Raw genomic sequence first — 25,787 nt, forward strand, 5'->3', positions numbered from 1 at the left:
AGGCTCGCGCCACGCAGTATCCGGAGCCCCCATGATCGGCCGCAAGCCTGACCTCGTCTGCATCGGCGCGCAGAAAGCCGCCACAAGCTGGCTCTACCGGGTGTGTCAGGCGCGCGAGGACATCTGGGTGCCGCCCTTCAAGGAGCTGCATTTCTTCGATCACAAGTTCTGCCCCGAAAACCGCAAATGGGCCCGCACGAACCTCGTCCAGGGGGTCGAGAAAGCCGCGCGCAGGCACCTGAAAAACAAGGCGAAACCGGATGCGGAGTATCTCGCCTATCTCGACCGGCTGGTGCAGCAGCCCGCCTTCAACGGCACCTGGTACAAGCATGTCTTCTCCCGCGCGCCCGCGCGCCAGATCTGCCTCGACGTGACCCCGGAATACTGCACGCTTCCGGAGGACGGGGTCGATTTCGTCGCGAAATTCCTGCGCGAGGCGCGCTTCATCTACATCATCCGCGATCCCGTCGACCGGGCGGCGTCGCAGCTGCGCATGAACCTGACCCGCCGCAAGATCACACCCAAGACGGAAAAGGCCTGGATGCGCCACGCCACGGACCCGGTGATCGCCCATCGCGGCGACTATGCCACCTATGTGCCACGCTGGGATGCGCGGTTCGACGATCTGCGCCTGCTCTATCTGCCCTTCGGCCAGATCGCGGCGGAGCCCCAGGCGGTCATGCGCCGGATCGAGGCGTTTGCCGGGCTCGACCGGGCCGACCCCTGGGGGCTCGACCGCAAGTTCCACACCACCGACGCACTCGATGTGCCCGAGGCGGTGATCGCCCATTTCGAAACCGCCTTCGCCCCGCAGCGCGCCTTTCTGCGCGACCGGTTCGGCGCGGGCTTCATGGACGCGCTCTCGGCGGCCGCCTAGTTCAGGAAGTTTCCGGCGTCGAAGTTGCCGATATTGCCCAGCAGCTGGCGAATCAGGGACACGCCCTCGATGTTGCTGTCGGTGACCCGGCGGTTGAGCGAGATCACCTCGCCATCGGCCAGGGAGAACCGCTCGATATTCTGCACGGTGCCGCCCTCGTCGAAGGAAATCGCCACCACCTGCCGGTCGATCGGCTGCGGCGCGCGATAGGCGAAATATTCCCACCGTGTGCCCACGAAATACCACGCGCGATCGGCGATCACCCCTTGTGAGACTGGCCGCCCGACCTGGTCCTCGACCGAACTGCGGTCATCGATCCCCACGGTGATCTCGGCCAGATCCGCCTCGCTCGGCACGTATCCGGAATTGCGATAGGTCGCCGCACAGCCCCCCAGCGCCAGCAGCGCAACACCGACCACGAGACCGCGAAACAGCAAAGCGGCAGTGTTGATCATCGCAGGCACGTCCCCATGTGCAAACCGTCTGCAAACCTTGTACAGACATCCTGAGCAGCACCAGTGCGATACCGAACTCTCCGGGCCGGATCAAGCGCTGCGCCTTGTCTGCCCCCACGCCGCGTCCCCGGACCGGCAAGGGGCAGCCGAACCGCGCAGCCCCGATCCCGCCCGCGCCCGACCCGAAAGGAGCCCCCGAGATGCCCCAGCCCCCCACCAACGGCCCCTCCGCGTCATCCGTCCTGCGCTTTGCCGATCTGTCCACCCGCAAACCCACCCGGTTCGAGATCGTGCCCGAGCCCGCCACCCTGTCCGCGCTCGCCGCGGACCTGGAGCTGAGCGATCTGCGCAAGCTGCGCCTGGCGGGCGCGCTGCATCCCGAGGGCAAGGCCGACTGGCGGCTGGAGGCGACCCTGGGCGCCACGGTGGTCCAGCCCTGCAGCGTCACGCTGACCCCCGTCACCACCCGGATCGAAGAGCCCGTTCTGCGCCGGTATCTCGCCGACTGGACCGACCCGGACGGCAGCGAGGTCGAGATGCCCGAGGACGAAACCGCAGGCCCCGTGCCCGCCACGCTGGACCTCGCCGCCCTGCTGGCCGAAGAGCTGGCGCTGGCGATCCCGCTCTATCCCCGGGCCGAAGGCGTGGCGCTGGGGGCCGCGGTCTTCACCGAACCGGGCAAACCCGCGATGACCGATGACGACGCCAAGCCCTTCGCCGCCCTGCAACAGTTGCGCGCGGGGCGCAAACCCGACGGCGGCTGACCGATCTTCCTCGATTGCGCAGCCGTTTGAACAAAGAGGCTTGTAAGGCCCTTGGTGCACAGGTAAACGCGGCGCAGAAAACACTTGCGCCCCATCGGAATCACAGTATGTTCCCGGCCTCGCTCTCACCCCGCGCGGCGGGGATTTTGCGCGCAAGAGACGACGCGGCGGTTTCGCCGAGAAACAACACCCGGGGCACTGCCCCCAGAACCGAGGTTGAGACATGGCAGTCCCTCAAAACAAGATCACGAAATCACGCCGCGGACAGCGCCGCTCCCACGATGCTCTGGTCGCCGGCAACCCCAACGAATGCCCCAACTGTGGCGAGCTCAAGCGCCCGCATCACGTCTGCGCGGCCTGTGGCCATTACGCGGATCGTGAAGTGATCGCCCAGGCCGACGAGATCGATCTCGACGAAGACGCGGCCTGAGCGGCCACGGTTGTCAAAAACCGGGGTAGATGCGCATGGCCGCAGGGACATCGATCGGCACGACGCCCGGCGGGTCCACTTCCCCGGAAACTCCGCCTGAGCATGGGCTGACGGGGACGGTGATCTCCGTCGACGCCATGGGGGGCGACACGGGCCCGGCGGCGGTGGTCGGCGGGCTGGCTATTGCGGCCGAGAAAAACCCCGACATTGCCTTTCTGCTTCACGGTGACGCCACCGAGTTGACCGCGCTCGTTGCGAAACGGCGTGCGCTCGACGGCCGCGTGGCGATCCGCGGCACGTCCGACGTAGTGACCATGCACGACAAGCCGAGCCAGGTCATGCGCGGCGGCAAGGACACCTCCATGTGGTCAGCCATCGACGCCGTGCGCAACGGCGAGGCGACGGTCTGTGTCTCCTGCGGCAACACCGGCGCGCTCATGGCGCTGTCGATGGTGCGCCTGCGCAAGGTGCCCGGCATCAACCGCCCCGCCATCGCCTGCCTCTGGCCGTCGCGCGCCAAGTCCGGGTTCAACGTGATGCTGGACGTGGGCGCCGACATCAAGGCCGACGCGCAGGACCTGCTGCAATACGCGCTGATGGGCGCGTCCTATGCCCGCAACGGGCTGGGCAATCCCACCCCGCGCATCGGTCTGCTCAATGTCGGCACCGAAGAGCACAAGGGCCGGGCCGAGCTGAAGGCAGCCCATGACCTGATCGCCCAGGCCGCGCCCGACAATGATTTCGAGTTCGTGGGCTTCGTCGAAGGCGGCGACATCCCGTCGGACAAGGTGGACGTGATCGTCACCGACGGGTTCACCGGCAACGTGGCGCTCAAGACCGCCGAGGGCACCGCGGCCCTGATCCGCGATTTCCTGACCCAGGCCTTCGAGAAGACGCCCTGGTCCAAGATCGCGGCGATGCTCGCCTATACCTCCCTGCGGCGCCTGTCGAAACGGATCGACCCGCGCCGGGTCAATGGCGGCGTGTTCCTGGGGCTCAACGGCACGGTGGTCAAATCCCACGGCTCGGCGGATGCCACCGGGGTCGCCGCCGCCATCAAGCTGGCCTTCATCCTGGCGCAATCGGGCTTCACCGAGCGCCTCGCCGCGCGGGTGGCCTCCGCCGGGCGCGCCCGCGCGAGCGGCGCCGCCACACCAGAAGAAGAAGCAGTATCGGGTTCCGCGAATGGGTAAACGTGCAGTCGTCACCGGTGTGGGGCATTACCTTCCAAGCCGCGTGGTCCCGAATTCCGAACTCGAAACCCTGGTCGACACGACCGATGAATGGATCCGTACCCGCTCGGGCATCGAGCGGCGCCATTTCGCAGCGGACGGGGAACAGACCTCGGACCTTGCCACCGCCGCCGCGCAAGCGGCACTCGACCATGCCGAGCTGACCGCACAGGATGTGGACGCGGTGATCGTGGCGACCTCCACCCCCGATCTGACCTTCCCGGCCGTGGCCACCATGGTGCAGGCCCGGCTCGGCATGACCCGGGGGTTTGCCTATGACGTGCAGGCGGTCTGCGCCGGGTTCGTGTTCGCCATGGCCAATGCCAACGCGATGATCCTGTCGGGCCAGGCCGACCGGATCCTGGTGATCGGGGCCGAGACCTTCAGCCGAATCATGGACTGGACCGACCGGTCGACCTGCGTGCTCTTCGGCGACGGCGCGGGTGCCGTGGTGCTGGAGGCGCGCGACGGCACCGGTGGGACGGCCGACCGCGGGATCCTGTCGGCGGACCTGAATTCCGACGGGCGGCACCGCGATATCCTTTACGTGGATGGGGGCGTGTCCAGCTCGCAAACCGCGGGCTACCTGCGGATGGAGGGCAAGGAAGTGTTCCGCCACGCCATCGAGAAGCTCGCCGCGACCGCCGAGACCGCGCTCGCCAAGGCCGGTCTGACAGAGGCGGATGTGGACTGGGTCGTGCCCCACCAGGCCAACCTGCGCATCATCACCGCCACCGCGCGCAAGATGGGCATCGGCATGGACCGGGTCGTCGTCACCGTGGCCGATCACGGCAACACCTCGGCCGCGTCGATCCCCATGGCGCTGTCGGTCGGGGTGGCGCGCGGGCAGATCAAGCCCGGCGATCTGGTCGTCACCGAGGCCATCGGGGGCGGATTGTCCTGGGGATCGGTGGTATTACGCTGGTAAATGCGTGGAATCGGCGGATTTGGCCGATCTGAACGCCAATCGGCAAGCCCTTGATATTGACTCGAAAACCGTCCGGCGCATACTGGCCCCGGTTGCAACGAGGGGGGCAAGATGGCCGAGAAGACACTGACGCGCATGGACCTGAGCGATGCGGTATTCCGCGAGGTCGGCCTGTCCCGGAACGAATCCGCCCAACTGGTCGAGAGCATCCTGACCCATATGTCCGACGCACTTGTGCGCGGCGAAAGCGTCAAGATCTCGTCCTTCGGGACCTTCAGCGTGCGCGACAAGTCCGCCCGGATCGGGCGCAACCCCAAGACGGGCGAGGAAGTGCCGATCCATCCGCGCCGCGTGCTGACCTTCCGGCCCTCGCATCTGATGAAAGAACGGGTCGCCAATGGAAACCGCAACCGATAGGCCGCGGCGGCGTCTGCGCTGCACGGACCCGAAACCCTGATGGCCAAATCAGCGGAAGCCTTCCGGACCATCAGCGAGGTGGCCGACTGGTTGGAGGTGCCCACCCACGTGCTGCGCTTCTGGCAGAGCAAGTTTCCCCAGGTCAAGCCGGTCAAACGCGCGGGCGGACGGCGGTATTACCGGCCCGCGGACATGTCCCTGCTGGCCGGGATCCGGGTGCTGCTTCACGATGACGGGATCACCATCCGAGGGGTTCAGAAAATCCTGCGCGAACAAGGGGTCAAGCATGTGGCCGGCCTCTGCGACCGGCGCCTCGATGGCGCGGAGGAGACCGTGCAACCGGTGGAGGAGGACGCGCAAGCGGCCGAGGACACCGCCGAGGCCAAGGTGGTCGACCTGATGGCGAGCACGGCCGAGATGCCCGCAGACGACGACGCCGCAGAGCCCCCCGCCGAAGCCGCACCGGAGGCGGCGCCCACCGAGGATCCCCTGCCGCTCTTCACGGCCCGCCATGGGGCGCCCGATCCGGATGCGGCCGAGGCTGCGCCCTCGGAAGCACCCGCCGTGCCAGACCCTGCGCCCACGGCTGCGCCCGGTGCAGCCGTCCCGGCCCTGCCCGGCCCCAGCCCGCAGCGTTCCGACGCTTTGGGGACCTTCGCGCGCAGGCTGGCTGCCCATCCCGGCGCGCTGTCGCAGGTCGATCCGGACACCGCGCGCGCCCTGGCCGACCGGCTGGCGGCGCTCCGCGCGCGCATCGACGGGTCAGATCCGGCTTGAAGGGTGCGCGGCGAAACACGCGGCGCCGCGGGGGGCGAAATTCGGCTTGCCCCCGGCGTGGAAAGCGTTATGAACGCCGCAGTGTCGGGCTATGGCGCAGCCTGGTAGCGCGTCCGTCTGGGGGACGGAAGGTCGCAGGTTCGAGTCCTGCTAGCCCGACCACTTTTCCGACACTTGGCTCACTTGCGGCGCAGCCGCACCCTCTGACGGAGGTATGAACCATGTCCGCCCCTGCCTTGCCCACCCCCGGCGTGCTGCCCTGCCAGAGCCTTGAGGCGATGATCGCGGGGGGCATGATCGCGGCCGATCCGGCCATCGCGCCAGGACAGGTGCAACCGGCGAGCCTCGATTTGCGTTTGGGAGCCGTGGCTTACCGCGTGCGTGCCTCGTTCCTCGCGGGCGACGGGGCGACCGTGGCCGACCGGCTCGCGGATTTCGAGATGCACCGGATCGACCTGAGCGGGGGCGCGGTTCTGGAAAAGGGCTGCGTCTACGTCGTGCCGTTGATGGAATCGCTCGCCCTGCCCGCGGGCGTGCAGGCGGTGGCCAATGCCAAGAGCTCCACCGGACGGGTCGATCTGCTGACGCGCACGATCACCGATGGCGGGACCGAATTCGACCGGATCCCGGCGGGCTACCACGGCCCACTTTATGCGGAGATCTGCCCGCGGTCGTTTTCGGTGCTGGTCCGGCCGGGCATGCGGCTCAACCAGATCCGGTTTCGCAGCGGTCAGGCCCTGCTCGACGATGCGGCGCTGCGGGCGCGCCATGCCGCGACCCCGCTGGTCTCGGGCCCGGCCCATGTCGACCAGGGGTTGGGGTTTTCGGTGGATCTGCGCCCCGCGACCGGGAGCCTCGTGGGCTACCGCGCCAAGCCGCATACGGGCGTGATCGACCTGGAGAAGATCGGGCATTACCCGCCCGCCGAGTACTGGGAAGAAATTCATACGGATCAAGGGCGTATCATCCTCGACCCCGGCGCCTTCTACATCTTGGTGAGCCGGGAGGCGGTGCATATCCCGCCCGATTGCGCCGCCGAAATGGCGCCGTACCTGGCCATGGTGGGCGAGTTTCGGGTGCATTACGCGGGCTTTTTCGATCCCGGTTTCGGCCATGCCGCCGCCGGGGGGACCGGGTCGCGCGGGGTGCTGGAGGTGCGGTGCCACGAAGCGCCCTTCGTGCTGGAGCACGGGCAGATCGTCGGGCGGCTGGTCTATGAGCGCATGGCCGAGGTGCCGACGCAGCTTTACGGTGCGGGGATCGCGTCGAACTACCAGGGCCAGGGGCTGAAACTGTCCAAGCATTTCGCGGCATAAGCCGTCACTGCGGCAGATCCGGGGCGAAGGGGGCGCGGGCAGCGGCGCGGCTGTTGCGCAGCGCGCGCCCCGTTAACTAGAATTTCGTGAATCGTCGGGCAATGTTGAGGCCCTGCTGCGCCTTGCGCTGAGTCTCCCGCGCGGCGCGTTGCTGTGCAGGGGACGCGGGCTGTCCCGGGGTCTTGCCGCGCGCGGCCATGCGTTTGACGCCAGCGTTGACGCCCTTGTTCATCGCCTTGCGCGCGAAGATGCGGAGCGCCATGTTGATAAGCTGGTTGACGTTCATGCCGTCCCTCCCGGTTGCGACCACTCACATATAGGGTCGCGGGCCGTGAATATCAGGTTACTCCTCGAACATCTCGCTTTGATCTTCGTCCTCCCCGTCCTCCTCAAGGTTTTCGGCCCCCGGCAGCGGGCGGCTTTCGAGCAAGCCCGCCGCGCGCAGGTCCGACAGCCCGGGCAGGTCGCGCGCCGATTCGAGGCCGAACTGATCGAGAAAGGTTTGCGTGGCCACGAAGGTCGTCGGGCGGCCCGGCGTCATCCGCCTGCGCCCGAAGCGCACCCATTCCAGCTCGATCAACTGATCCAGCGTGCCGCGCGAGACCGAGACGCCGCGGATCTCCTCGATCTCGGCGCGGGTGACGGGCTGGTGGTAGGCGATGATGGCGAGGGTTTCGATGGCCGCGCGGCTGAGCTTGCGGGTCTCGGTCACCTCGTTCTGCATCAAAAACCCGAGGTCGGGCGCGGTGCGCATGGCCCAGGCGTCGCCGACGCGGACCACATGGACCCCGCGCCCCTCGTAGCGTTTGCGCAGGCGGGTCAGGGCCTCTGCCGCGTCGCAACCATGGGGCATACGGGCCTGCAGGGCGCGGACGGTCACCGGTTCGGCGGTGGCAAAGAGGATCGCCTCGACCATGCGTTCCTGGTCACCCATGGGCGGGGCCTCGAACAGGCTCTCGGCGGGGCCGTCGGGGGGCATCGGCGCGGCGCTGTCGGCGGTCTCGTCAGGCGTTTGCTCGGGGGTATCGGACATCACGGCTCGGATTTGCGTTTGAGTTGAATGGGGGCGAAGGTCTCGCCCTGGCGCAGTTCGATCTTGCCCGCCTTGGCAAGCTCCAGCGAGGCGGCGAAGGTGGCGGCGGTGGCGGAGCGGCGGCGCTTGGGGTCGTTGATCCAGCCTTCGGGCAGGTAGGCCGCGAGGTCAGTCCAGTCGCCCGCAAAACGGACCATGGTTTTCATCCGGTCGAGCGCCTGTTCCATGGTCAGCACGCTGTCACGGTCGAAGACGAAGGGGCGGAAATCGTCCTTGGTGCGGATCCGGGCATAGGCCTGCATCAGGTCGATCAGGGTCGCGGAATAGGTCACGCGCCGGGCGCGGGTCACCTGTTCGGGGGTGCCACGGGCGAAGAAATCCTTGCCGAGCTGGTCGCGGGCCATGAGTTTGGCCGCCGCTTCGCGCATCGCCTCGAGCCGCTCGAGCTGGAACGCGAGATGGGCGGCGAGGTCTTCGCCCGACGGCCCCTCGTCGGCCGGGTCGGGCGGCAGCAGGAGGCGGGATTTCAAGAAGGCGAGCCAGGCGGCCATCACCAGGTAGTCGGCAGCCAGTTCGATCCGCAGCGCTTTCGCCTTCTCGATGAAGGCGAGATATTGTTCGGACAGGGCCAGCACCGAGACCTTGCGCAAATCGACCTTCTGGGTGCGCGAGAGTTGCAGCAGCAGGTCGAGCGGCCCCTCGAACCCATCCACGTCCACGATCAGCGCCTCGGCGGCGAGACGCTCCTCGACGCTGGCGGGGGACAGGTTCAGGTCGGGTTGGCTGTCGGTCATCTGGGTCCTTGGCGCGCCCGCGTCAGGCGGAGGGCAAGGCGTTACGTTCGGCGTCGAGCGCGGGGATGTCAACGGGCTGGGGCGTTTGCCGCTGGGACAGGGCGCGCGCGGCGCGGGTTTGCGCGGCCTCGGTCATGGGCGGCAGGGCAGCAGCGAGCGCCTGCATCTCGGCCAGATCGCCGTTGCAGTGCAGGACCAGGTCGCAACCAGCGGCGAGCGCGGCCTGCCCCCGCTCGGGGACCGTGCCCGAGAGCGCCTCCATCGAGATGTCGTCGGTCATCAGCAGCCCGTCGAATCCGATCTCGTTGCGGATCATGTCGATCATGCGCGGGGAGACCGTGGCGGGCAGGTCCGGATCGAAAGCCTCGTAGACGAGATGCGCGGTCATGCCCATCGCCATATCGCGCAGGGCGACGAAAGGGGCGAAGTCGGTGGCGCGCAGGGTGGCGGCGTCGGCGGTCACACGCGGCAGGGCCTTGTGGCTGTCCACGGTGCCGCGCCCGTAGCCCGGCAGGTGTTTCAGGATGGGCAGGACGCCGCCCGCGCGCAGGCCGTCGGCCATGGCGCGGGCATTGGCCACCACGGTGGCCACATCGGTCCCGTAGCAGCGGTTGCGCAGGATCGGGTGGGTTTCGGGCAGCGCGATGTCCGCGAGCGGCGCGCAGTTCACGTCGATGCCGACCTCGGCCAGATCCAGCGCGATGGCGCGGCCCCGGACCCAGAAGGCGCGCGGAGACGCGGCCTGGTCGAGCGCGGGAGGGAAGCCGCGCCAATCCGGCGGGGCCATGCGGGCGACGCGGCCGCCTTCCTGGTCGATCAGGATCGGCGCGTGCCAGCCGAGAGCGGCGCGCAGGTCGGCGGTCAGGCGCGCGAGTTGCGCGCGGCTTTCAACGTTGCGACCAAAGAGGATGAAGCCCCAGGGGTTCGCGGCGGCGAAGAAGGTGGCCTCCTCGGGGGTCAGAACCGGCCCGCCGCAGCCGAGGATCGCCGCGCGGCGCGGTTCAGCCACGGGGGTGCGTCATTTGTAGACCACCGGGATGCAGGCGAGATCCTCGGCCAGAAAGACCGAGCAGAAGCGGCGCGCATCGGCGAGATCCTCGAACCCCATGGCGCGCAGGCGGTAGAAGCTGCGCCCGGCGCGCTCGGCCTGCTGGATCACCGGGTTCTTGCCTTCGAGATAGGGCGAGAACGTCTCGGCAATGCGCACCCATTCGGCTTCGGCGGTGTCCGCGTCGTCATAGGCGCCGAACTGCACCATGCGCGTGCCGGTGGCGATGCTCTCGGGGTCGGCGAAGGCCGCGACGCGCATCACGGCCGGCATGGCGGCGGTGGGCGCCGAAAGATCGAAACTCGCCCGGCTGGCGAAGGCCACGGCCTCGGGGCGCGCGGCGGGGCGCGGGGAGCGGGCGATGCCCGGCTTGGTGTTGGGCACTGTGCCGTTCTGGGCGGCCTCCTCCTCGGCCACCAGATCGGAGATCAGCGCCTCGACCGCCAGCACGGTGGCCTGTTCGCGGTTGGGCTCTTCGGGCAATGGGATGCCGGTTTCCTCGGGAGCGGTCGCATCGCGCGGTCCGTCCTGCACAAGCGGGACCGGTTGCGCGGGGGTTGCGGTGCTGAGGTCGATGGGGGGCGGGGCGAGCACGATCTTGTCCACCGGGGCCGCGGCCACGCCCTGGGCCTTGACCACGTTCACGGCGAGACCCTGGTGATCGGCCTGGCGGCCGCCGGGATCGTCGGGCTGCACCCGCATCGGCCCTTCGAGCGCCTGGATCACCGGGATGCCGGTCACGTCGCGCATGGCCAGGTTGTAGCCCCAGAGGCCCAGCCCCGCCACCAGCGCCAGGGACGCCACGGCACCGGTCCAGGTCACGAGGGGGGCGACGGCCCGCCCGAAGGGGGCGGGATTTTCGACGGAATCCTCTCCGCCATACGCCGGATAGGCGTCGGAATCGTACACGGTCATGGTCCTGCCTCTCACGCCCTCCGCAGCGAAGGAGGGATCTGACTGCTCAGTCCCGGAGGCGGTGCGCTTTTTGTGATCGCGGTTCAGATCAGCGCATCTCTTCCACCGGAGACACGCCAAGGATACCAAGACCGGTCGAAATAACAACGGCGCAGGCGCGCACGAGGGCGATTTTCGCCTGTGTTGCAGCTGAGTCACCCTCTTGCAGGAAACGCAACGACGGATCGTCATTGCCCTTGTTCCACAGCGCATGGAGATCGGCGGCGATGTCGTAGAGTGCGAAGGAGATTCGGTGCGGCTCGTTGGTGCGGGCGGCGATCTCGACCAGGCGCGGCCATTCGGCCAGCGCGCGGGCGAGCTTCAGCTCCGCCGGGTCGGTCATGCCCGACAGGTCGGCTTGGGCCAAGTTGGCGTCGTCCACTGGGACTCCGGCCTCGGCGGCCTTGCGCAGCACCGAGCAGACCCGGGCATGGGCGTATTGAACGTAGAACACGGGGTTTTCGCGGGACTGCTCCAACACCTTGTCGAAGTCGAAATCGAGCGGCGCGTCGTTCTTGCGGGTCAGCATCACGAAGCGCGTGACGTCCGGGCCGACCTGCTCGACCACGTCCGAGAGCGTCACGAAGGTGCCCGCGCGCTTGGACATCTTGAACGGCTCGCCATTCTTGAAGAGCCGCACAAGCTGCGTCAGCTTGATGTCGAGCGGGGTCTTGCCGTCCGACAGCGCCGAGACCGCCGCCTTCATCCGTTTGACATAGCCACCGTGGTCGGCGCCGAACACGTCGATCAGCGCGTCATAGCCGCGGTTCACCTTGTCGTAGTGATAGGCGATGTCGGGGGCGAAATAGGTCCAGCTGCCGTCGGATTTCTTGATCGGGCGGTCCACATCGTCGCCGTGGGCGGTGGAGCGGAACAGGGTCTGTTCGCGCGGCTCCCAATCCTCCGGCACCTTGCCCTTGGGCGGCTCCAGCGTGCCGCGATAGATCAGGCCCTTGGCGTCCAGATCGGCGATGGCGGCTTCGATCCGGCCGGTGCCGTAGAGGCTCTTTTCCGAGAAGAACCGGTCCATCTTGACGCCGAGGCTGGCGAGATCGGCACGGATCAGGTCCATCATGGCGTCGGTGGCGAAATCGCGCACCTCTGCGAGCCAGAACTGCTCTCCCTTGTCCACGAAGGCGTCGCCGACCTTGTCCTTGAGCGCCTCGCCCACGGCGATCAGGTAGTCGCCGGGATAGGTGCCGTCCTCGAAGGCGACCTGCTGGCCGTGGGCCTCCAGGTAGCGCAGGTAGACCGACCGCGCGAGCACATCGACCTGCGCACCGCCATCGTTGATGTAGTATTCGCGGGTCACGTCGTAGCCCGCGAAATCCAGCAGGCTGGCCAGGGCATCGCCGAAGACCGCGCCGCGCGTATGGCCCACATGCAAGGGCCCGGTGGGGTTGGCGGAGACGTATTCCACGTTGACCCGCCGCCCCTGCCCCATGCTCGACCGGCCAAAGCCGGTGCCGGTGGTCAGCACCGCACGCACCACGTCCTGCCAGAGCGTGGGCGCCAGGCGCAGGTTCAGAAAGCCGGGGCCCGCCACCTCGGCGCTGGCGACCCGGGGGTCGGCGGCGAGCTTGCCGGCGAGTGCCTCGGCGATGTCACGCGGCTTCATCTTCGCGGGTTTGGCGAGCACCATTGCGGCATTGGTCGCCATGTCGCCATGGGCGGCGTCGCGCGGTGGCTCGACGGTCACATTGGCGAAGTCGAGCCCCTCGGGCAGCGTGCCCTCGGCTTGCATCTCGGTCAGGGCGGCCAGAACGCCCGCGCGGATATCGGTAAACAGGTTCATCGTCGGTCCCGGGTCAGGTGTCGCGTCCCTGTAGCAACTCGCCCGCGCGGGTCCAACCGAAATCAGGCGCGCGCGCTGCGGGCGCGGTCCCCCGCCGTGAGCCGGTCATGGGCCTGGAGCGCGTAGCGGTCGGTCATGCCCGCGATGTAGTCGGCCACGATACGGGCCAGTTCGGTGCGGGTGCGGGTGGCGAGGATGTCGGGTTGCCAGCGCGCGGGCAGCAGGCTCGGATCGGCCATATAGCGCGGGAAGAGGTCGTTGATGACCGTGGTCACCTCGGCGCGCTTCTCCATCACGCTGGGGGCGCGGTACATGCGGGTGAAGAGAAACTCGCGGATCTGCCGCAGGCTGGCGAACATCCCGTCGGAGAACCGGATCACCGGTCGGCCCAGGTCGCGCACGGCCTGGGCGTCGGCCGGGGCGGCCTCGGCCAGCAGCGCGCGGGAGGTGTCGATGACGTCCGCCACCATCATCCCGAACACCCGGCGCAGGGCTTCGTGTTTGCGCCGCGCGGGGTCGAGATCGGGCCAGACGGCGTCGACCTCGGCATAGGCCTCGGCCACCAGCGGCAGGTCGGCGATATCGGCCTGGCTGAAGAGTCCCGCGCGCAGCCCGTCCTGCAGGTCGTGGTTGTTATAGGCGATGTCGTCGGCCAGGGCGGCCACCTGCGCCTCGGCGCTGGCATGGGTTTGCAGTTCGAGATCGTGGCGGGCGTTGTAGCTGGCCAGCGCATGGGGCAACTCGCCCGTGACCGGGCCGTTATGCTTGGCGATGCCTTCCAGCGTTTCCCAAGTCAGGTTGAGCCCGTCGAAAGCCGCGTAATGACGTTCGAGCGAGGTGACGATCTTCAGCGCCTGGGCGTTGTGATCGAACCCGCCATAGGGGGCCATCAGCGCGTTGAGCGCATCCTCGCCCGTATGCCCGAACGGCGTGTGGCCCAGATCATGGGCCAGCGCCACCGCTTCGGTCAGATCCGGGTTCAGCCCCAGCGCGCCGCAGATCGTGCGCGCCACCTGGGCCACCTCGATCGAATGGGTCAGGCGGGTGCGGAAATAATCGCCCTCGTGTTCCACGAAGACCTGGGTCTTGTGTTTCAGCCGCCGGAACGCACTGGCATGGATGATCCGGTCGCGGTCGCGCTGAAAGCACGAGCGAAAATCGCTCTCGGGTTCGGCCACAAGCCTGCCGCGCGAGCCTGCGGGTCCGCACGCAAAGGGCGCTGTCATATGATCTGCCTGTTCTTGTTCTGCGTTTTGAGGCATCTTATATACATCATAACGCTCAAAGAACAGTCGGAGCCCCCGGATGGACCTGACCCTGCCCCCCACCGTGACCGAGCGCGCCTTCGCGCGTCTCGCTGAAATCAACGCCGAGAGCGACGCCGCCAAGGCCCTGCGCGTGGCCGTGGAGGGTGGCGGCTGCTCGGGGTTCCAGTACGAGATCAAGCTGGACGATCCGGCGGAGGACGACCTGGTGCTGGAAGGCAAGGGTCAGAAGGTGGTGGTGGACGCGGTGTCCCTGCCGTTCCTGGAGAACGCGGTGATCGACTTCACCGAGGAGTTGATCGGCGCGCGGTTCACCATCGAGAACCCCAATGCCAGCTCCAGCTGCGGATGCGGGACGAGCTTTTCCATGTAAGACCCCGACCTTGAACGACAAAGGCCCGGCGCATGTCCGGGCCTTCGTCGTTTTCGCAGGGCTTATTCCGCCGCCGGTGTCTCGGACGAGGCCTCGGCCGTTTCGGCGGGCGCTTCGTCGGTCTTCTTGCGGCGCGAGCGGGTGCGCGGCTTGCGGGCGGGTTTGCTTTCGGGGGTCTCGACGAGCCCCGTATCGGTGTCGCCGTCGCCCAGGTCGATCACATCGGACGCGCCGGTCTCGGGCGGTTTGGCTTCGGCCGTCTCGGGCTGGGGCGCGTCGCCGGGATCGGAGCGGGACTGGCCCTGCGACGGCTGGTCGCCGCCTTGCCCGCCCTGCCCGCTCTGGCCGCGATCACCGCGTTCGTTGCGGTCGCCGCGCGATTTCTGCTGGTTCTGGGCTTGCTGCGCCTGCTGTTCCTGGCGGGCCTCCTGCTCGCGCATGGCCTCGCTCAGCATGCGGGTGTAATGCTCGGCGTGCTGCTGGAAATTCTCCACCGCGACGCGGTCATTGGCCAATTGCGCATCCCGCGCCAGGGTCAGGTATTTGTCGATGATCTGCTGCGGCGTGCCGCGCACCTTGCCCTCTGGCCCGGAACTGTCGAATACACGGTTGACGATATTGCCGACACTGCGCCGGTTATTCTTGTTCCGCGAGCGGGATTTCGATGATCTCATATCTGGTTATTTCCGCCTTTGTGGCAGTCATGGACATCGCCCGGAGCCATATCCGCTTTAGCCGCATCCTGCCGCCGAGCCGTTGCCCGTGCGCTGGATACCGGAGATGATTGGGTTGTACGAGCGGCCCTCGAACGGTGAGGTCGCGCTACCCGTGGCCTCAGTAAGCATGGGACGGGCGCCGGGGCAAGCAAAAAACAGACAAAATGTCCCGCAGGATCGCGTCCGATCTCCGTTTCGGGCCGAAACCTGCGTCAGATCAAGTTCGCCGTGACCACCCTGTCCTTGCCGATGAGATCCCGTTGCACCGTGATCTGCCGCCAGCCCGAAGCGGCCAGAAGTGCGGGCACGGAGCGGCCCTGGTCATGGCCGATCTCCAGACAGAGCGTTCCGCCCGGCGCCAGAACGCGGGGCGCATCGCGCGCGATCACCCGGTAGGCGTCGAGCCCGTCCGCGCCCGCCTCCAGCGCGCCGCGCGGCTCCCAGTCGCGCAGCTCGGGGGCGAGCGTGGCGTAGGTGGCGGCGTCGATATAGGGCGGGTTGGAGACGATCAGGTCGAATTGCTCATCGACCTCGGCCAGCCAGTCAGAGCGCCGAAAACGCGCCCGCCCCGCCAGCCCGAGCCGGTCGGCATTGCGCCGCGCCACGTCCAGCGCGGGGGCCGAGATGTCGATACCCAGCCCGGTCGCCTCGGGGCGTTCTGCCAGCAAGGACAGCAGGATACAGCCTGATCCTGATCCAATATCGAGCACCGTGTCGAAAGGATGCGCAAGCGCCACCTCCACCAGGGTCTCGGTGTCCGGGCGCGGGTCAAGCACATCCGGCGTGACCTCGAAGTCATGCTTGAAAAACGCGCGGCGGCCGATGATCTGCGACACCGGCTGGCGCGCGGCGCGGGCCTTCACCGCGTCCTCCAGGGTATAAAGGGTCCAGTCATTGGGCCGGTCGCGGGTCTGCGGCGCCGGATCGCCCTGCCCCTGAGCATAGGCCCAATCGAAAAGCCGCCGCAGATCGCCCGCCGGGTCCGCCACGCCCGCTTCGGCCAGGGCCTGCAGCCACGCCGCATGCCGGTCGCTCACCCCTCGACCTCCGCCAGCAGCCGGGCCTGGTCGTCGGCGGCCAGGGCTGCGATCACCTCGTCGAGATCCCCCTGCATCACCTGGTCGAGCTTGTAGAGCGTCAAATTGATCCGGTGGTCTGTCATGCGGCCTTGCGGGAAGTTGTAGGTGCGGATGCGCTCGGACCGATCGCCGGAGCCCACCTGCCCCTTGCGCGCGGCCGAGCGTTCGGCATCGGCGCGCTGACGTTCCAGGTCATAGAGCCGCGCGCGCAGCACCTGCATGGCGATGTCGCGGTTGCGATGCTGGGATTTCTCGGAGCTGGTGACCACCAGACCCGTGGGGATATGGGTGATCCGCACAGCCGAATCGGTGGTGTTCACATGCTGGCCGCCTGCCCCGCTGGCGCGCATGGTGTCGATGCGAATATCGGAGGCGGGGATGTCGATATCCACCGCCTCGGCCTCGGGGAGTACCGCCACCGTGGCGGCGGAGGTGTGGATGCGCCCGCCGGATTCGGTGACGGGCACGCGCTGCACCCGGTGCACCCCGCTTTCGTATTTCAGCTTGGCGAAGACGCCGCTGCCGGAGACATGGGCGATCACTTCTTTTATGCCGCCAAGCTCGGTCAGGCTTTCGGACACGATCTGAAACCGCCAGCCCTGCGCCTCGGCATAGCGCTGATACATGCGCAGCAGGTCGCCGGCAAACAGCGCCGCCTCCTCCCCGCCGGTGCCGGGACGGATCTCGATCATCGCGGGGCGGGCGTCGGCGGCGTCCTTGGGCAGAAGGGCCAGGCGCAGGGCCTGCTCCATCTCCGGGATACGGGCCTTGAGCGCGGGGATCTCTTCTTCGGCGAGGGCGCGCATTTCCGGATCGTCCAGCATCGCCTCGGCCTCGGCCAGGTCGGCGCGCGCCCGGCTATAGGCGGCGATCTCGGCCACCACGGGCTTAAGCTCGGCATATTCGCGCCCGAGGGCCGCGATATCCTCGCCCGCGGCACCCGCCGCCATGCGCGCTTCGATATACTCGAAGCGTTCCGTGATCTGGGCGAGTTTTTCCGTGGGCACCATGGGGTCGGGTTGTGCCGCCGGGACCGGGTGGGGTCAAGGGCAGGCAGACCGGGTCGGGGGCGCTGCCCCCGGACCCCCGGAGTATTCGAGCAAAGATGAAGATCGGGGGACTTGATCTCTCAAGTCTTCAAGTATCCCGGGGAGAGCGCGAGAGGGGCCGGCCCCTCTCGCCCCCGGCGACGTGCGAAGCACGGCGCAAAACCTCATGTCCCGGCGCGCGGCACGCGCGGCGGGGCCTTTTGGCAGTTGGATCAGCGGGTGGTCTGAAGCTGGTCGAGCCAACCGGACAAGCGCTCGGTGTTCACGCCCATGTCGGAGCTGCCAAAGCGCAGACGCCCGTAAGCCACCACTTGCGCACCGTCGCCCATTGGGATCGTGGTGACGCTGGTATAGTCGGGAAAGCCGAAGACCAGGGAGCGGGTCATGTAGGTCACACGCCCCTCCTCCGGGCTGCCGGCGAGCACGCGGGTGCGCGGGGTCGCGTCCGCAATGGCATGGAGCCGCGCCAGCAGCGCCTCGGGAGTTTCGTCGAAGACCGGGCTTTGCAGGTTGCCGTCCGAGCGCACCAGCGCCGCGCCGCTCCCGGCGCTCAGGCTCGGGTCGGTCGGGTCCACGTGCCACTCCGCCGGGTCACTGGGGGCGAGGCGAAAGACCGCCATGAGCGCAACGAAGGCGAACATCGCTACGATGATGAGAATACCGATCCAGTTGCCCATGGGCTCCCCTTTGGTGTGTCTTGCGTGATGTGGCAGATATAGGGCGCGCGATCAGGCTTGCCCGCCCTTGCGGCGTGTCCAGGCCCAGAGGCACAGGATTTCCGTCATCACATGGGCGCCTGCCACCGCCGTCGCCCCGGACGGATCATAGGGCGGAGAGACCTCGACCACGTCGCCGCCCACCACGGTGATGCCCGCCAGGTCGCGCAGCAGGATCGCCGCCTGCCCCGCGCTCAAGCCCCCCCAGACCGGCGTGCCCGTACCCGGGGCGGTGCCCGGATCGAGGCAGTCGATGTCGAAGGTCAGGTAGGTCTTGTGATCGCCCAGGATGCCCCGGACCTTGGCCGCCACGGCCGCGGCGCCCGCTTCGTGCACCTCGCGGGCGTCGATTACGTGGAAGCCGAGATCGGTATCGTTGGTGGTGCGGATCCCCACCTGCACCGAGCGCGCAGGATCGATCAGCCCGTCCTTCACCGCCTTGTAGAACATGGTCCCGTGATCCAGCCGGTCGCGATCCTCGTCAGGCCAGGTGTCGGAATGGGCATCGAACTGCAGAAGCGACAAGGGCCCGTGGACCTCGGCCAGCGCGCGCAGGATCGGATAGCTGATATAATGGTCCCCGCCCATGGTCAGCGGCGCGGCGCCAGCCGCCAGAATGGTGCGGATATGGGCCTCGAGCGCCGCTGGGAACCCCGCCGCGCGACCGTAATCGAAGGCCAGATCGCCGTAATCCACCACGGTGAACTCCGACAGCGGGTCGAACCCCCAGCCATAGGGCGGATCGAAGGGTTGCAGCGACGACGCCTCGCGGATCGCGCGGGGGCCCAGCCGACAGCCGGGCCGATTGGTCACCGACAGATCGAAGGGCACGCCGGAGACCGCGACATCCACGCCGCTCAGCTCCTTGGTGTAGCGGCGGCGCAGGAAGCTCAGCGCGCCGCCATAGGCCGCCTCATAGCTCAGACCGCGCGGGTCGGGACGGGTGAAGGCGCCATCGACCTCGCCGCCCGCATCTTCGAGCGCCATGGCTCAGGCAGCCCCCGCACGGGCCTTGGCCTCGACCGCGTCGGCCACGGATTCCGCGCGTGCGGCCAGCTCGGCCATGCCCTCGGCCACGCTGGGCGGGATCATCGGCACCTCGATCCGTTCGGGCGCAGGCGCGGGCGCGTTACGCAGCGCCTCGAGTTCCTGCCCGAGTTCGGCCAGCTTCGCCTCGGCCTCGCGCAGCTTGTCCTCGACCGCCGCGGTCTTGTCAGCCAGCATCAGCCCGGCCATCAGCAGCATCCGCGCTTCGGGCATCCGGCCGGCCTGCTCGGAGAGCACGCGCGTCTCGGCATCGAGCATCGCTGCGGCGGCTTCGAGATAGCTTTCTTCGCCCGCCTGGCAGGCGACGGTGAAATCGCGGGGTCCGATGGTGATCGTCAGCTCGGGCATCTCAGGCCTCCTTCGCCAGCGGCGCCAACTCGCTCAGAATGGCGTCTATATCGCGCAGATCGGCCGCGCGGACCTTTTGCAACGCCTCGAGGTCGGCCACAAGCGCGGCGTTGATCGCTTCCGGGTCGGTTACGCCCTCGGCCGCAGCGAGGCGCAGATCCGCGTTCACGGTTTGCAGCTTCTGCATCGTGTCGAGCATCTCGGTCCGCTCCTGCTCGGCCCTGGCCAGTCCGTCGCGCAGGGCAGAGACCTCGGCTTCCAGCGCGCCCTTCTCGGACACCTCCGCCTCCAGCGCGCTGACGCGGGCGGCCAGGGTGTCGGCCCGCGCGGCGGTCTCTGCAATCTCGGCGCCCGGCAGGGTATCGAGCCCGGCCCGAATGCGTTCCAGGGCCGCGGCGATGCGCTGCTCCAGTTGAGGGATTTCGCTCATGTCGTCTCCTTGTCTGCCTGCTCTGTCCTGCCGGCCCGGGTCTTTTGGTTGCCCGGTTAGGAGCCCGCACGCCGACGGGGCGCGATTCGGGCCGACCTTGCCGGGCAGGTTAACAAGCGGGCCAGCCGAATGCGCCCCCATTTTCGCACCCCGCCCCGGGGCGCGGGCGGCCCAAACCCGCGCCAGAGGTTGCACTTTGCCCCTTGGCTGATAAAGAGCGCGCGACAGCGCTCACTGCGCCTTTTGAAAGGACAGGTATCCCGTGGATATTTCAGCCCTGCGCTCCGCGCACCCCGATCACTGGATGAAGGCAACGGCGATCCGGACCCTTGCCCTCGATGCGGTGGCCGCCGCGAATTCCGGGCATTCCGGCATGCCGATCGGCATGGCGGATGTGGCCACGGTCCTGTTCGAAAAGCACCTGAAATTCGATGCGAGCGCTCCGGACTGGGCCGACCGCGACCGGTTCATCCTGTCGGCGGGCCATGGGTCGATGCTGCTCTATGCGCTGCTGCACCTGACGGGGTACGAGTCCATGCCCCTGTCGGAGATCAAGAATTTCCGTCAGCTCGGTGCCGCCACCGCGGGTCATCCCGAGTTTGGCCATGCCGCGGGCATCGAGACGACGACCGGTCCGCTGGGCCAGGGCATCGCCACCGCCGTGGGCTTTGCCATGGCCGAAGAGATCCTGCGCGCCCGCTGGGGTGCCAAGATCATGGATCACCACACCTGGGTGATCGCGGGCGATGGCTGCCTGATGGAAGGCATCAGCCAGGAGGCGCTGACGCTCGCCGGGCGGCAGGAGTTGAGCCGCCTGATCGTGCTGTGGGATGACAACGGCATCACCATCGACGGCAAGGTCGACCTGTCGGACCGCACGGACCAGATGGCGCGGTTCGCGGCCTCGGGCTGGGACGTCTTTTCCTGCGACGGGCATGACCCCGAGGATATCGACCGCGCGCTGAGTGCCGCGAAGGCGTCCGACAAGCCCGCCATGGTGGCCTGCAAGACCCATATCGCGCTTGGTCACGCGGCCCAGGATACCTCCAAGGGCCACGGGGCGCTGACGGATGACAGCCAGAATCAGGCCGCGCGCGAGGCCTGGGGCTGGACCCATGGGCCGTTCGAGATCCCGGCCGAGATCAAGTCCCAGTGGGAGGCGATCGGCGCCCGCGGGGCCGCCGAGAAGGCGGCCTGGGACGCCCGGTTCGCCAAACTGTCCAATGCCAAGCAGGTCGAGTTTTCCCGCGCGTTCGCGCGCCAGTTGCCCAGGAAGCTGAGCGCCACGATCAAGGCGCTGAAAAAGCAGACCTCCGAGACCGCGCCAAAGGTGGCGACCCGCAAGGCGTCGGAGATGGCGCTCGAAGTGATCAACCCGATCATGCCCGAGACCGTGGGCGGCTCGGCGGACCTCACGGGGTCGAACAACACCAAGACTGGCGATCTGGGTGTCTTCATGCCCGAGAGCCGCGACGGGCGGTATGTCTATTACGGCATCCGCGAGCATGGCATGGCCGCGGCGATGAACGGCATGAGCCTGCATGGCGGCATCCGTCCCTATGGCGGCACGTTCCTGTGCTTCACCGATTACGCGCGCGGGGCGATGCGCTTGTCGGCGCTGATGAAACAGCCGGTGGTTTATGTGATGACCCACGATTCCATCGGGCTGGGCGAGGATGGCCCGACCCATCAGCCGGTCGAACACCTGGCGATGCTGCGCGCCACACCCAACACCCTGGTGATCCGCCCCGCCGACGCGGTCGAGACCGCCGAGGCCTGGGAGATCGCGCTGGAGCAGACCGAAACGCCCACGGTGCTGGCGCTGTCGCGCCAAGGCCTGCCCACCCTGCGGACCGAGCACAAGACCAAGAACCTGACCGCCCAGGGCGGCTACGTTCTGGCCGAGGCCGAGGGCAAGCGCCAGGCGATCCTGATGGCCACCGGGTCCGAGGTGGCCATCGCCATGGCCGCGCGCGACCTGTTGCAGGCCGAGGGGATCGGCACGCGCGTCGTGTCCATGCCCTGCTGGGAGATCTTCGAAGAACAACCCGACGCCTATCGCCGCAAGGTGCTGCCCGCCGGGCCCGTCCGCGTGGCGGTGGAGGCCGCGATCCGCTTCGGCTGGGACCGCTGGCTCTATGGCGAGCGCGGCAAGCGCGAAAAGGGCGGCTTCGTCGGCATGCATGATTTCGGCGGATCGGCCCCGGCGGGCGATCTTTACAAGCATTTCGAGATCACGCCCGAGGCGGTCGCCGCCAAGGTCAAGGAAATGCTTTGAGCCTCGCTCGCAGCGCCAGATCGATCCGAACACCCGCCCTCACCCGGCGGGCGTTTTTCCGCGGCCCTTCTTTTGTGCCTAAATACTCCCGGGGGTCCGGGGGCAGGCAGCCCCCGGTCGGGCGCGCGCCGCGCGCACTCCGTCCGGGCGGTGCGTCCCGGTTCAGCCGCGCGGGATCAGCGCCGAAGCCCGCGTGACGAGAGGCACGATCACGAGCCCCAGGATCAGCCCGAACACCCCGTCAAGGGTCGCGGTGACCAGCCAACCGATGGCGCCCTGGGCGGCGGACACCGTGTGCGCGACCGCCTCGGCAATGGCGTGGATGGCATGGGCCGGACCGGCCACGCCCATCTCTTCGAGCCCGTGCAGGATGATTGACCCGCCGACCCAGAGCATCGCCGCCGTCCCGACAACCGTCAGCAGTTTCAAGAAGGTCGGCATGGATGTGACGATGCCACGGCCAAGGGCGCGGGTGCTCGCCAGACGCCCGGCCTGCGCCATGTGCAGCCCCACGTCATCGGCCTTAACGATCACCGCGACACTGCCATAGACCAGCGCGGTGATGCCCAAGGCCACCAGCGCCAGTGCCGGGATCTGGAGCATCACGCCGCCCGTGGCTGGCAGGGCCGCAAGGGCGATGGTCATGATCTCGGCCGACAGGATGAAATCGGTCTTGATGGCGCCCGCCACTTTCGCCTCCTCCAGGCGCGCAGACGTGACTTTCTCTTCAACTGCAACGGGTTCGTGGCTTTTCTTCGCGTGGAACACATGGAGGATCTTCTCCGCCCCCTCGAAGCACAGATAGGCCCCCCCAAGCATCAGCAGCAACGGGATCAGCCAGGGTGCGAAGGCCGACAGCAGCAGTGCGACGGGCAGCAGGATCACCAGCTTGTTCCGGATCGAGCCCTTGGCGATCCGCCAGACGATGGGCAGTTCGCGCGCGGCCTCGAAGCCTTGAACGTATTTCGGCGTCACGGCGGCATCGTCGATCACCGCGCCCGCGGCCTTGGCCCCGGCCTTGGTCGCCTGGCCCACCACATCGTCCAGAGAGGCCGCCGCAACCTTGGCGAGGGCGGCCACATCGTCCAACAATGCAATCAGGCCGCTCATATTGTTCTCCGATACCTCTGTATGCGCCCTGCTTGACCATAAAGGCTTGCGGCTTTCCGGCAACCCGTTAGCGCCACCACGCCATGTTTCCGCTAACATGTTAAGATCGCGACATTTTTCCTCTTTTTTCTGCAGGTGCATCACGCTACATCCGGACGGAATACGACGGGATACCGTGGCGTTCCCCCGATCCGCCGCAGCATCGATCCGCCCCCGTCGCCAGATTTCGAGGAGTGCGCAGGATGACGATTACAGTTGGAATCAACGGATTTGGCCGCATCGGTCGCTGCACCCTGGCGCATATCGCGGAAAGCGCGCGCAACGATGTGCAGGTGGTCAAGATCAACGCCACGGGTCCGATCGAAACGAATGCGCATCTGCTCAAGTATGACAGCATCCATGGCCGGTTCGGCGGCACGGTCACGGTGGATGGCGACCACATGGACCTGGGCCGCGGACCGATGAAGGTGTTCTCCACCTATGATCCGACGGAGCTGGACTGGTCCGGGGTGGACGTGGTGCTGGAATGCTCGGGCAAGTTCAACGCCCGCGACAAGGCGGCGGTCCATCTGGACCACGGCGCCAAGCGTGTGCTGGTCTCCGCCCCTGCCAAGAACGCCGACAAGACCATCGTCTACGGGGTGAACCACCGCAGCCTGACCAAGGACGATCACGTGGTCTCCAACGCCTCCTGCACCACCAACGGGCTGGCCCCGCTGGCCAAGGTCCTCAACGACGCGATCGGGATCGAGCGTGGCATCATGACCACGATCCACAGCTATACCGGAGATCAGCCGACGCTGGACCGGCGGCATTCCGACCTGTACCGCGCTCGCGCTGCGGCCATGGCGATGATCCCCACCTCCACCGGGGCGGCGAAGGCCATCGGCGAGGTGATCCCCGAACTCGCCGGCAAGCTCGACGGCACCGCCCTGCGGGTGCCCACGCCGAACGTCTCGGCGGTGGACCTGACCTTCGAGGCGGGCAAGGATGTGACCGTCGAGGACGTGAACGAGATCGTGCGCGAGGCGGCCCAGGGCCATATGGGCGCGGTTCTGGCCTATGACCCGGAGCCGAAGGTGTCGATCGACTTCAACCACACCACCCATTCCTCGATCTTTGCACCGGACCAGACAAAGGTTATCGGGGGACGGACCGTGCGGGTTCTGGCATGGTACGACAATGAATGGGGCTTCTCTTGCCGCATGGCGGACACCGCCGCGGCCATCGGACGCCTGATCTGACGCACGTCCCGCTGCGGCGCGCGTCGCCGCAGGGAGTGTTGACTCACGTGACAACCAAGATCGCCATCTGGCTGGGCGTGCTCTTGATCGGGGCCGCCCTTTTTGACGTCCTGGCCCGCGACAGCACCGCGCTGATCGCTCTGGGCCGGCGGCTGATCGAGGTGATCGACTGGATGCGCTTCTGGGGATGAGCCCGGTATCACACCCGGGCTGATTTCCGCGCGGCGGCTTGTTTTCGAAGAATGTTAGCGATAACGTCGCGCCAAAGCCGCAGGGTGCGGCGGGAATGAAAGAGCGAGGGGCGCAGATGACTGTGCAAGTGGCAATCAATGGGTTCGGCCGGATCGGTCGTAATGTCCTGCGGGCGATTCTCGAAACTGAGGATAGCGGGCTGGAGGTCGTGGCGATCAACGATCTGGGCCCGGTGGAAACCAATGCGCATCTGTTGCGCTACGATTCGATCCATGGCCGCTTCCCCGGGACGGTCACCGTGTCCGGCGACACGATCGATGTGGGGCGTGGCCCGATCAAGGTCACCGCGATCCGCAATCCCGAGGACCTGCCCTGGTCCCATGTGGATATCGTGCTGGAATGCACCGGTATCTTCACCGCCCGCGACAAGGCTGCCCTGCACCTCAAGAACGGCGCCAAACGTGTGCTCGTGTCGGCCCCGGCGGCCGGTGCGGACAACACCATCGTCTACGGGGTGAACCACAAGAGCCTGTCGGGCTCGGACATCGTGGTCTCGAACGCCTCCTGCACCACCAACTGCCTGGCGCCCGTCGCCTCGGTGTTGCAAGAGGCCGTGGGCATCGTGAAGGGGTTCATGACCACCATTCACAGCTACACAGGCGACCAGCCGACGCTGGACACGATGCACAAGGATCTCTACCGCGCACGGGCGGCGGCGATGAACATGATCCCGACCTCCACCGGGGCGGCACGGGCCGTGGGCCTGGTGCTGCCGGAGCTGAACGGCAAGCTCGACGGGGTGGCAATCCGGGTGCCGACGCCGAACGTGTCGGTCGTCGACCTGACCTTCAAAGCCGCGCGCGAGACCTCGGTCCAAGAGATCAACGCGGCGATCCATGCGGCCGGCGAAGGACGGCTTGCGGGGGTTCTCGGCGTGACCGACGAGAAGCTCGTGTCGATGGATTTCAACCACGACGCCCATTCGTCGATCTTCGCCACGGACCAGACCAAGGTGCTGGAAGGCACCATGTGCCGGGTGCTGAGCTGGTATGACAACGAGTGGGGCTTCTCGAACCGGATGGTCGACACCGCCCGGGAGATGGGCAAGTTCCTCTGACGC

Annotated in this window: 29 protein-coding genes and 1 tRNA gene; 14 read left to right on the plus strand and 16 right to left on the minus strand. The window is 67.5% G+C overall.

All coding sequences use genetic code 11. The annotated features are described in order from the left end of the window. Positions 1–31: 31 nt before the first annotated feature. Positions 32–877: a sulfotransferase family protein gene (locus DSHI_RS08725; RefSeq protein ID WP_012178387.1), complete on the plus strand. Its 846-nt coding sequence runs from the start codon at positions 32–34 to the stop codon at positions 875–877. Here the strand turns inward: DSHI_RS08725 and DSHI_RS08730 are convergent. Beyond that, the gene (locus tag DSHI_RS08730) at positions 874–1,332 is read right to left on the minus strand and encodes an outer membrane protein assembly factor BamE (protein WP_012178388.1); all 459 of its coding nucleotides are present in this window, start codon (positions 1,330–1,332) and stop codon (positions 874–876) included. The genes DSHI_RS08725 and DSHI_RS08730 overlap by 4 nt on opposite strands. 200 nt (positions 1,333–1,532) lie before the next feature. Here DSHI_RS08730 and DSHI_RS08735 point away from each other — a divergent pair, with 200 nt between their 5' ends. The 8 genes from DSHI_RS08735 (at position 1,533) to DSHI_RS08770 (ending at position 7,196) form a co-directional block, all read left to right on the plus strand. Continuing rightward, entirely contained in the window at positions 1,533–2,096 is a 564-nt protein-coding gene (locus tag DSHI_RS08735) for a YceD family protein (RefSeq protein WP_012178389.1), read from the plus strand. 223 nt (positions 2,097–2,319) lie between these two features. Then, positions 2,320–2,526 carry a 50S ribosomal protein L32 gene (gene rpmF, locus DSHI_RS08740; RefSeq protein ID WP_012178390.1) on the plus strand — a complete coding sequence of 69 codons (207 nt, stop codon included), beginning with the start codon at positions 2,320–2,322 and terminating at the stop codon, positions 2,524–2,526. A gap of 35 nt (positions 2,527–2,561) precedes the next feature. Further along, positions 2,562–3,719 carry a phosphate acyltransferase PlsX gene (gene plsX, locus DSHI_RS08745; protein ID WP_012178391.1) on the plus strand — a complete coding sequence of 386 codons (1,158 nt, stop codon included), beginning with the start codon at positions 2,562–2,564 and terminating at the stop codon, positions 3,717–3,719. After that, complete coding sequence (locus DSHI_RS08750; protein WP_012178392.1) at positions 3,712–4,686, plus strand: beta-ketoacyl-ACP synthase III; 975 nt, start codon at positions 3,712–3,714, stop codon at positions 4,684–4,686. The genes plsX and DSHI_RS08750 overlap by 8 nt, the downstream gene beginning before the upstream one ends. Before the next feature lie 111 nt (positions 4,687–4,797). Continuing rightward, positions 4,798–5,103 (plus strand): integration host factor subunit alpha, encoded by a 306-nt coding sequence (gene ihfA / locus DSHI_RS08755; RefSeq protein WP_012178393.1) that lies wholly within the window; start codon positions 4,798–4,800, stop codon positions 5,101–5,103. Between the two features lie 39 nt (positions 5,104–5,142). Further along, complete coding sequence (locus tag DSHI_RS21695) at positions 5,143–5,880, plus strand: MerR family transcriptional regulator (protein ID WP_012178394.1); 738 nt, start codon at positions 5,143–5,145, stop codon at positions 5,878–5,880. A gap of 85 nt (positions 5,881–5,965) precedes the next feature. Continuing rightward, a tRNA-Pro gene (locus DSHI_RS08765) sits at positions 5,966–6,042 on the plus strand. Between the two features lie 59 nt (positions 6,043–6,101). Beyond that, positions 6,102–7,196, plus strand: coding sequence for a 2'-deoxycytidine 5'-triphosphate deaminase (locus DSHI_RS08770; RefSeq protein ID WP_012178395.1), 1,095 nt, complete (start codon positions 6,102–6,104; stop codon positions 7,194–7,196). Between the two features lie 76 nt (positions 7,197–7,272). Here the strand turns inward: DSHI_RS08770 and DSHI_RS08775 are convergent, their stop codons facing one another. The 7 genes from DSHI_RS08775 to DSHI_RS08805 all read right to left on the minus strand — a co-directional run bounded on the left by DSHI_RS08775 (position 7,273) and on the right by DSHI_RS08805 (position 14,046). After that, positions 7,273–7,482, minus strand: a complete 210-nt coding sequence (locus tag DSHI_RS08775; protein ID WP_044027703.1) for a hypothetical protein — start codon at positions 7,480–7,482, stop codon at positions 7,273–7,275. Between the two features lie 57 nt (positions 7,483–7,539). Continuing rightward, positions 7,540–8,175, minus strand: coding sequence for an SMC-Scp complex subunit ScpB (scpB, locus tag DSHI_RS08780; RefSeq protein WP_044028576.1), 636 nt, complete (start codon positions 8,173–8,175; stop codon positions 7,540–7,542). 53 nt (positions 8,176–8,228) lie between these two features. Further along, complete coding sequence (locus tag DSHI_RS08785; RefSeq protein ID WP_012178397.1) at positions 8,229–9,023, minus strand: segregation and condensation protein A; 795 nt, start codon at positions 9,021–9,023, stop codon at positions 8,229–8,231. 22 nt (positions 9,024–9,045) lie between these two features. Beyond that, a complete protein-coding gene (locus tag DSHI_RS08790) occupies positions 9,046–10,032 on the minus strand; it encodes a glycoside hydrolase family 3 N-terminal domain-containing protein (RefSeq protein ID WP_012178398.1) in 987 nt (328 codons plus the stop codon). A 9-nt stretch (positions 10,033–10,041) separates the two neighbouring features. After that, the gene (locus DSHI_RS08795) at positions 10,042–10,986 is read right to left on the minus strand and encodes an SPOR domain-containing protein (RefSeq protein ID WP_012178399.1); all 945 of its coding nucleotides are present in this window, start codon (positions 10,984–10,986) and stop codon (positions 10,042–10,044) included. An 88-nt stretch (positions 10,987–11,074) separates the two neighbouring features. Beyond that, complete coding sequence (gene argS / locus DSHI_RS08800) at positions 11,075–12,820, minus strand: arginine--tRNA ligase (RefSeq protein WP_012178400.1); 1,746 nt, start codon at positions 12,818–12,820, stop codon at positions 11,075–11,077. Between the two features lie 62 nt (positions 12,821–12,882). Next, a complete protein-coding gene (locus DSHI_RS08805; RefSeq protein WP_044027704.1) occupies positions 12,883–14,046 on the minus strand; it encodes a deoxyguanosinetriphosphate triphosphohydrolase in 1,164 nt (387 codons plus the stop codon). A gap of 85 nt (positions 14,047–14,131) precedes the next feature. On the opposite strand from DSHI_RS08805, the gene DSHI_RS08810 reads away from it, so the two are divergent. Beyond that, positions 14,132–14,458, plus strand: a complete 327-nt coding sequence (locus DSHI_RS08810) for a HesB/IscA family protein (RefSeq protein WP_044028578.1) — start codon at positions 14,132–14,134, stop codon at positions 14,456–14,458. A gap of 62 nt (positions 14,459–14,520) precedes the next feature. On the opposite strand, the gene DSHI_RS08815 is transcribed toward DSHI_RS08810, so the two are convergent. The 7 genes from DSHI_RS08815 to DSHI_RS21365 form a co-directional block, all read right to left on the minus strand. Continuing rightward, on the minus strand, positions 14,521–15,132 hold the full coding sequence (locus tag DSHI_RS08815) for a DUF4167 domain-containing protein (protein WP_012178403.1): 612 nt from the start codon (positions 15,130–15,132) through the stop codon (positions 14,521–14,523). 254 nt (positions 15,133–15,386) lie between these two features. Continuing rightward, positions 15,387–16,211, minus strand: coding sequence for a peptide chain release factor N(5)-glutamine methyltransferase (prmC, locus tag DSHI_RS08820; RefSeq protein ID WP_012178404.1), 825 nt, complete (start codon positions 16,209–16,211; stop codon positions 15,387–15,389). After that, a complete protein-coding gene (prfA, locus tag DSHI_RS08825; RefSeq protein WP_012178405.1) occupies positions 16,208–17,263 on the minus strand; it encodes a peptide chain release factor 1 in 1,056 nt (351 codons plus the stop codon). Before prfA ends, prmC begins: the two co-directional genes overlap by 4 nt. 251 nt (positions 17,264–17,514) lie before the next feature. Then, positions 17,515–17,979: a DUF1499 domain-containing protein gene (locus tag DSHI_RS08830; protein WP_012178406.1), complete on the minus strand. Its 465-nt coding sequence runs from the start codon at positions 17,977–17,979 to the stop codon at positions 17,515–17,517. A 51-nt stretch (positions 17,980–18,030) separates the two neighbouring features. Further along, the gene (gene speB, locus DSHI_RS08835; protein WP_012178407.1) at positions 18,031–19,005 is read right to left on the minus strand and encodes an agmatinase; all 975 of its coding nucleotides are present in this window, start codon (positions 19,003–19,005) and stop codon (positions 18,031–18,033) included. A 3-nt stretch (positions 19,006–19,008) separates the two neighbouring features. Next, a complete protein-coding gene (locus tag DSHI_RS08840; protein ID WP_012178408.1) occupies positions 19,009–19,413 on the minus strand; it encodes a cell division protein ZapA in 405 nt (134 codons plus the stop codon). A 1-nt stretch (position 19,414) separates the two neighbouring features. Continuing rightward, positions 19,415–19,843: a hypothetical protein gene (locus DSHI_RS21365; RefSeq protein WP_012178409.1), complete on the minus strand. Its 429-nt coding sequence runs from the start codon at positions 19,841–19,843 to the stop codon at positions 19,415–19,417. Between the two features lie 262 nt (positions 19,844–20,105). Between DSHI_RS21365 and tkt the strand changes: the two genes are divergently transcribed. Further along, positions 20,106–22,121 carry a transketolase gene (gene tkt, locus DSHI_RS08850; protein ID WP_044027705.1) on the plus strand — a complete coding sequence of 672 codons (2,016 nt, stop codon included), beginning with the start codon at positions 20,106–20,108 and terminating at the stop codon, positions 22,119–22,121. A gap of 162 nt (positions 22,122–22,283) precedes the next feature. Here the strand turns inward: tkt and DSHI_RS08855 are convergent, their stop codons facing one another. After that, positions 22,284–23,231 carry a DUF808 domain-containing protein gene (locus tag DSHI_RS08855; RefSeq protein WP_012178411.1) on the minus strand — a complete coding sequence of 316 codons (948 nt, stop codon included), beginning with the start codon at positions 23,229–23,231 and terminating at the stop codon, positions 22,284–22,286. A gap of 242 nt (positions 23,232–23,473) precedes the next feature. On the opposite strand from DSHI_RS08855, the gene gap (DSHI_RS08860) reads away from it, so the two are divergent. The 3 genes from gap (DSHI_RS08860) (at position 23,474) to gap (DSHI_RS08870) (ending at position 25,784) form a co-directional block, all read left to right on the plus strand. Then, a complete protein-coding gene (gene gap / locus DSHI_RS08860) occupies positions 23,474–24,475 on the plus strand; it encodes a type I glyceraldehyde-3-phosphate dehydrogenase (protein WP_012178412.1) in 1,002 nt (333 codons plus the stop codon). A gap of 47 nt (positions 24,476–24,522) precedes the next feature. Beyond that, the gene (locus tag DSHI_RS22575; RefSeq protein WP_044027706.1) at positions 24,523–24,666 is read left to right on the plus strand and encodes a hypothetical protein; all 144 of its coding nucleotides are present in this window, start codon (positions 24,523–24,525) and stop codon (positions 24,664–24,666) included. Between the two features lie 116 nt (positions 24,667–24,782). Then, positions 24,783–25,784, plus strand: a complete 1,002-nt coding sequence (gene gap / locus DSHI_RS08870; RefSeq protein ID WP_044027708.1) for a type I glyceraldehyde-3-phosphate dehydrogenase — start codon at positions 24,783–24,785, stop codon at positions 25,782–25,784. The last annotated feature ends 3 nt before the right edge of the window (positions 25,785–25,787 follow it).

The organism is Dinoroseobacter shibae DFL 12 = DSM 16493 (genome assembly GCF_000018145.1).
Lineage (GTDB): Bacteria > Pseudomonadota > Alphaproteobacteria > Rhodobacterales > Rhodobacteraceae > Dinoroseobacter > Dinoroseobacter shibae.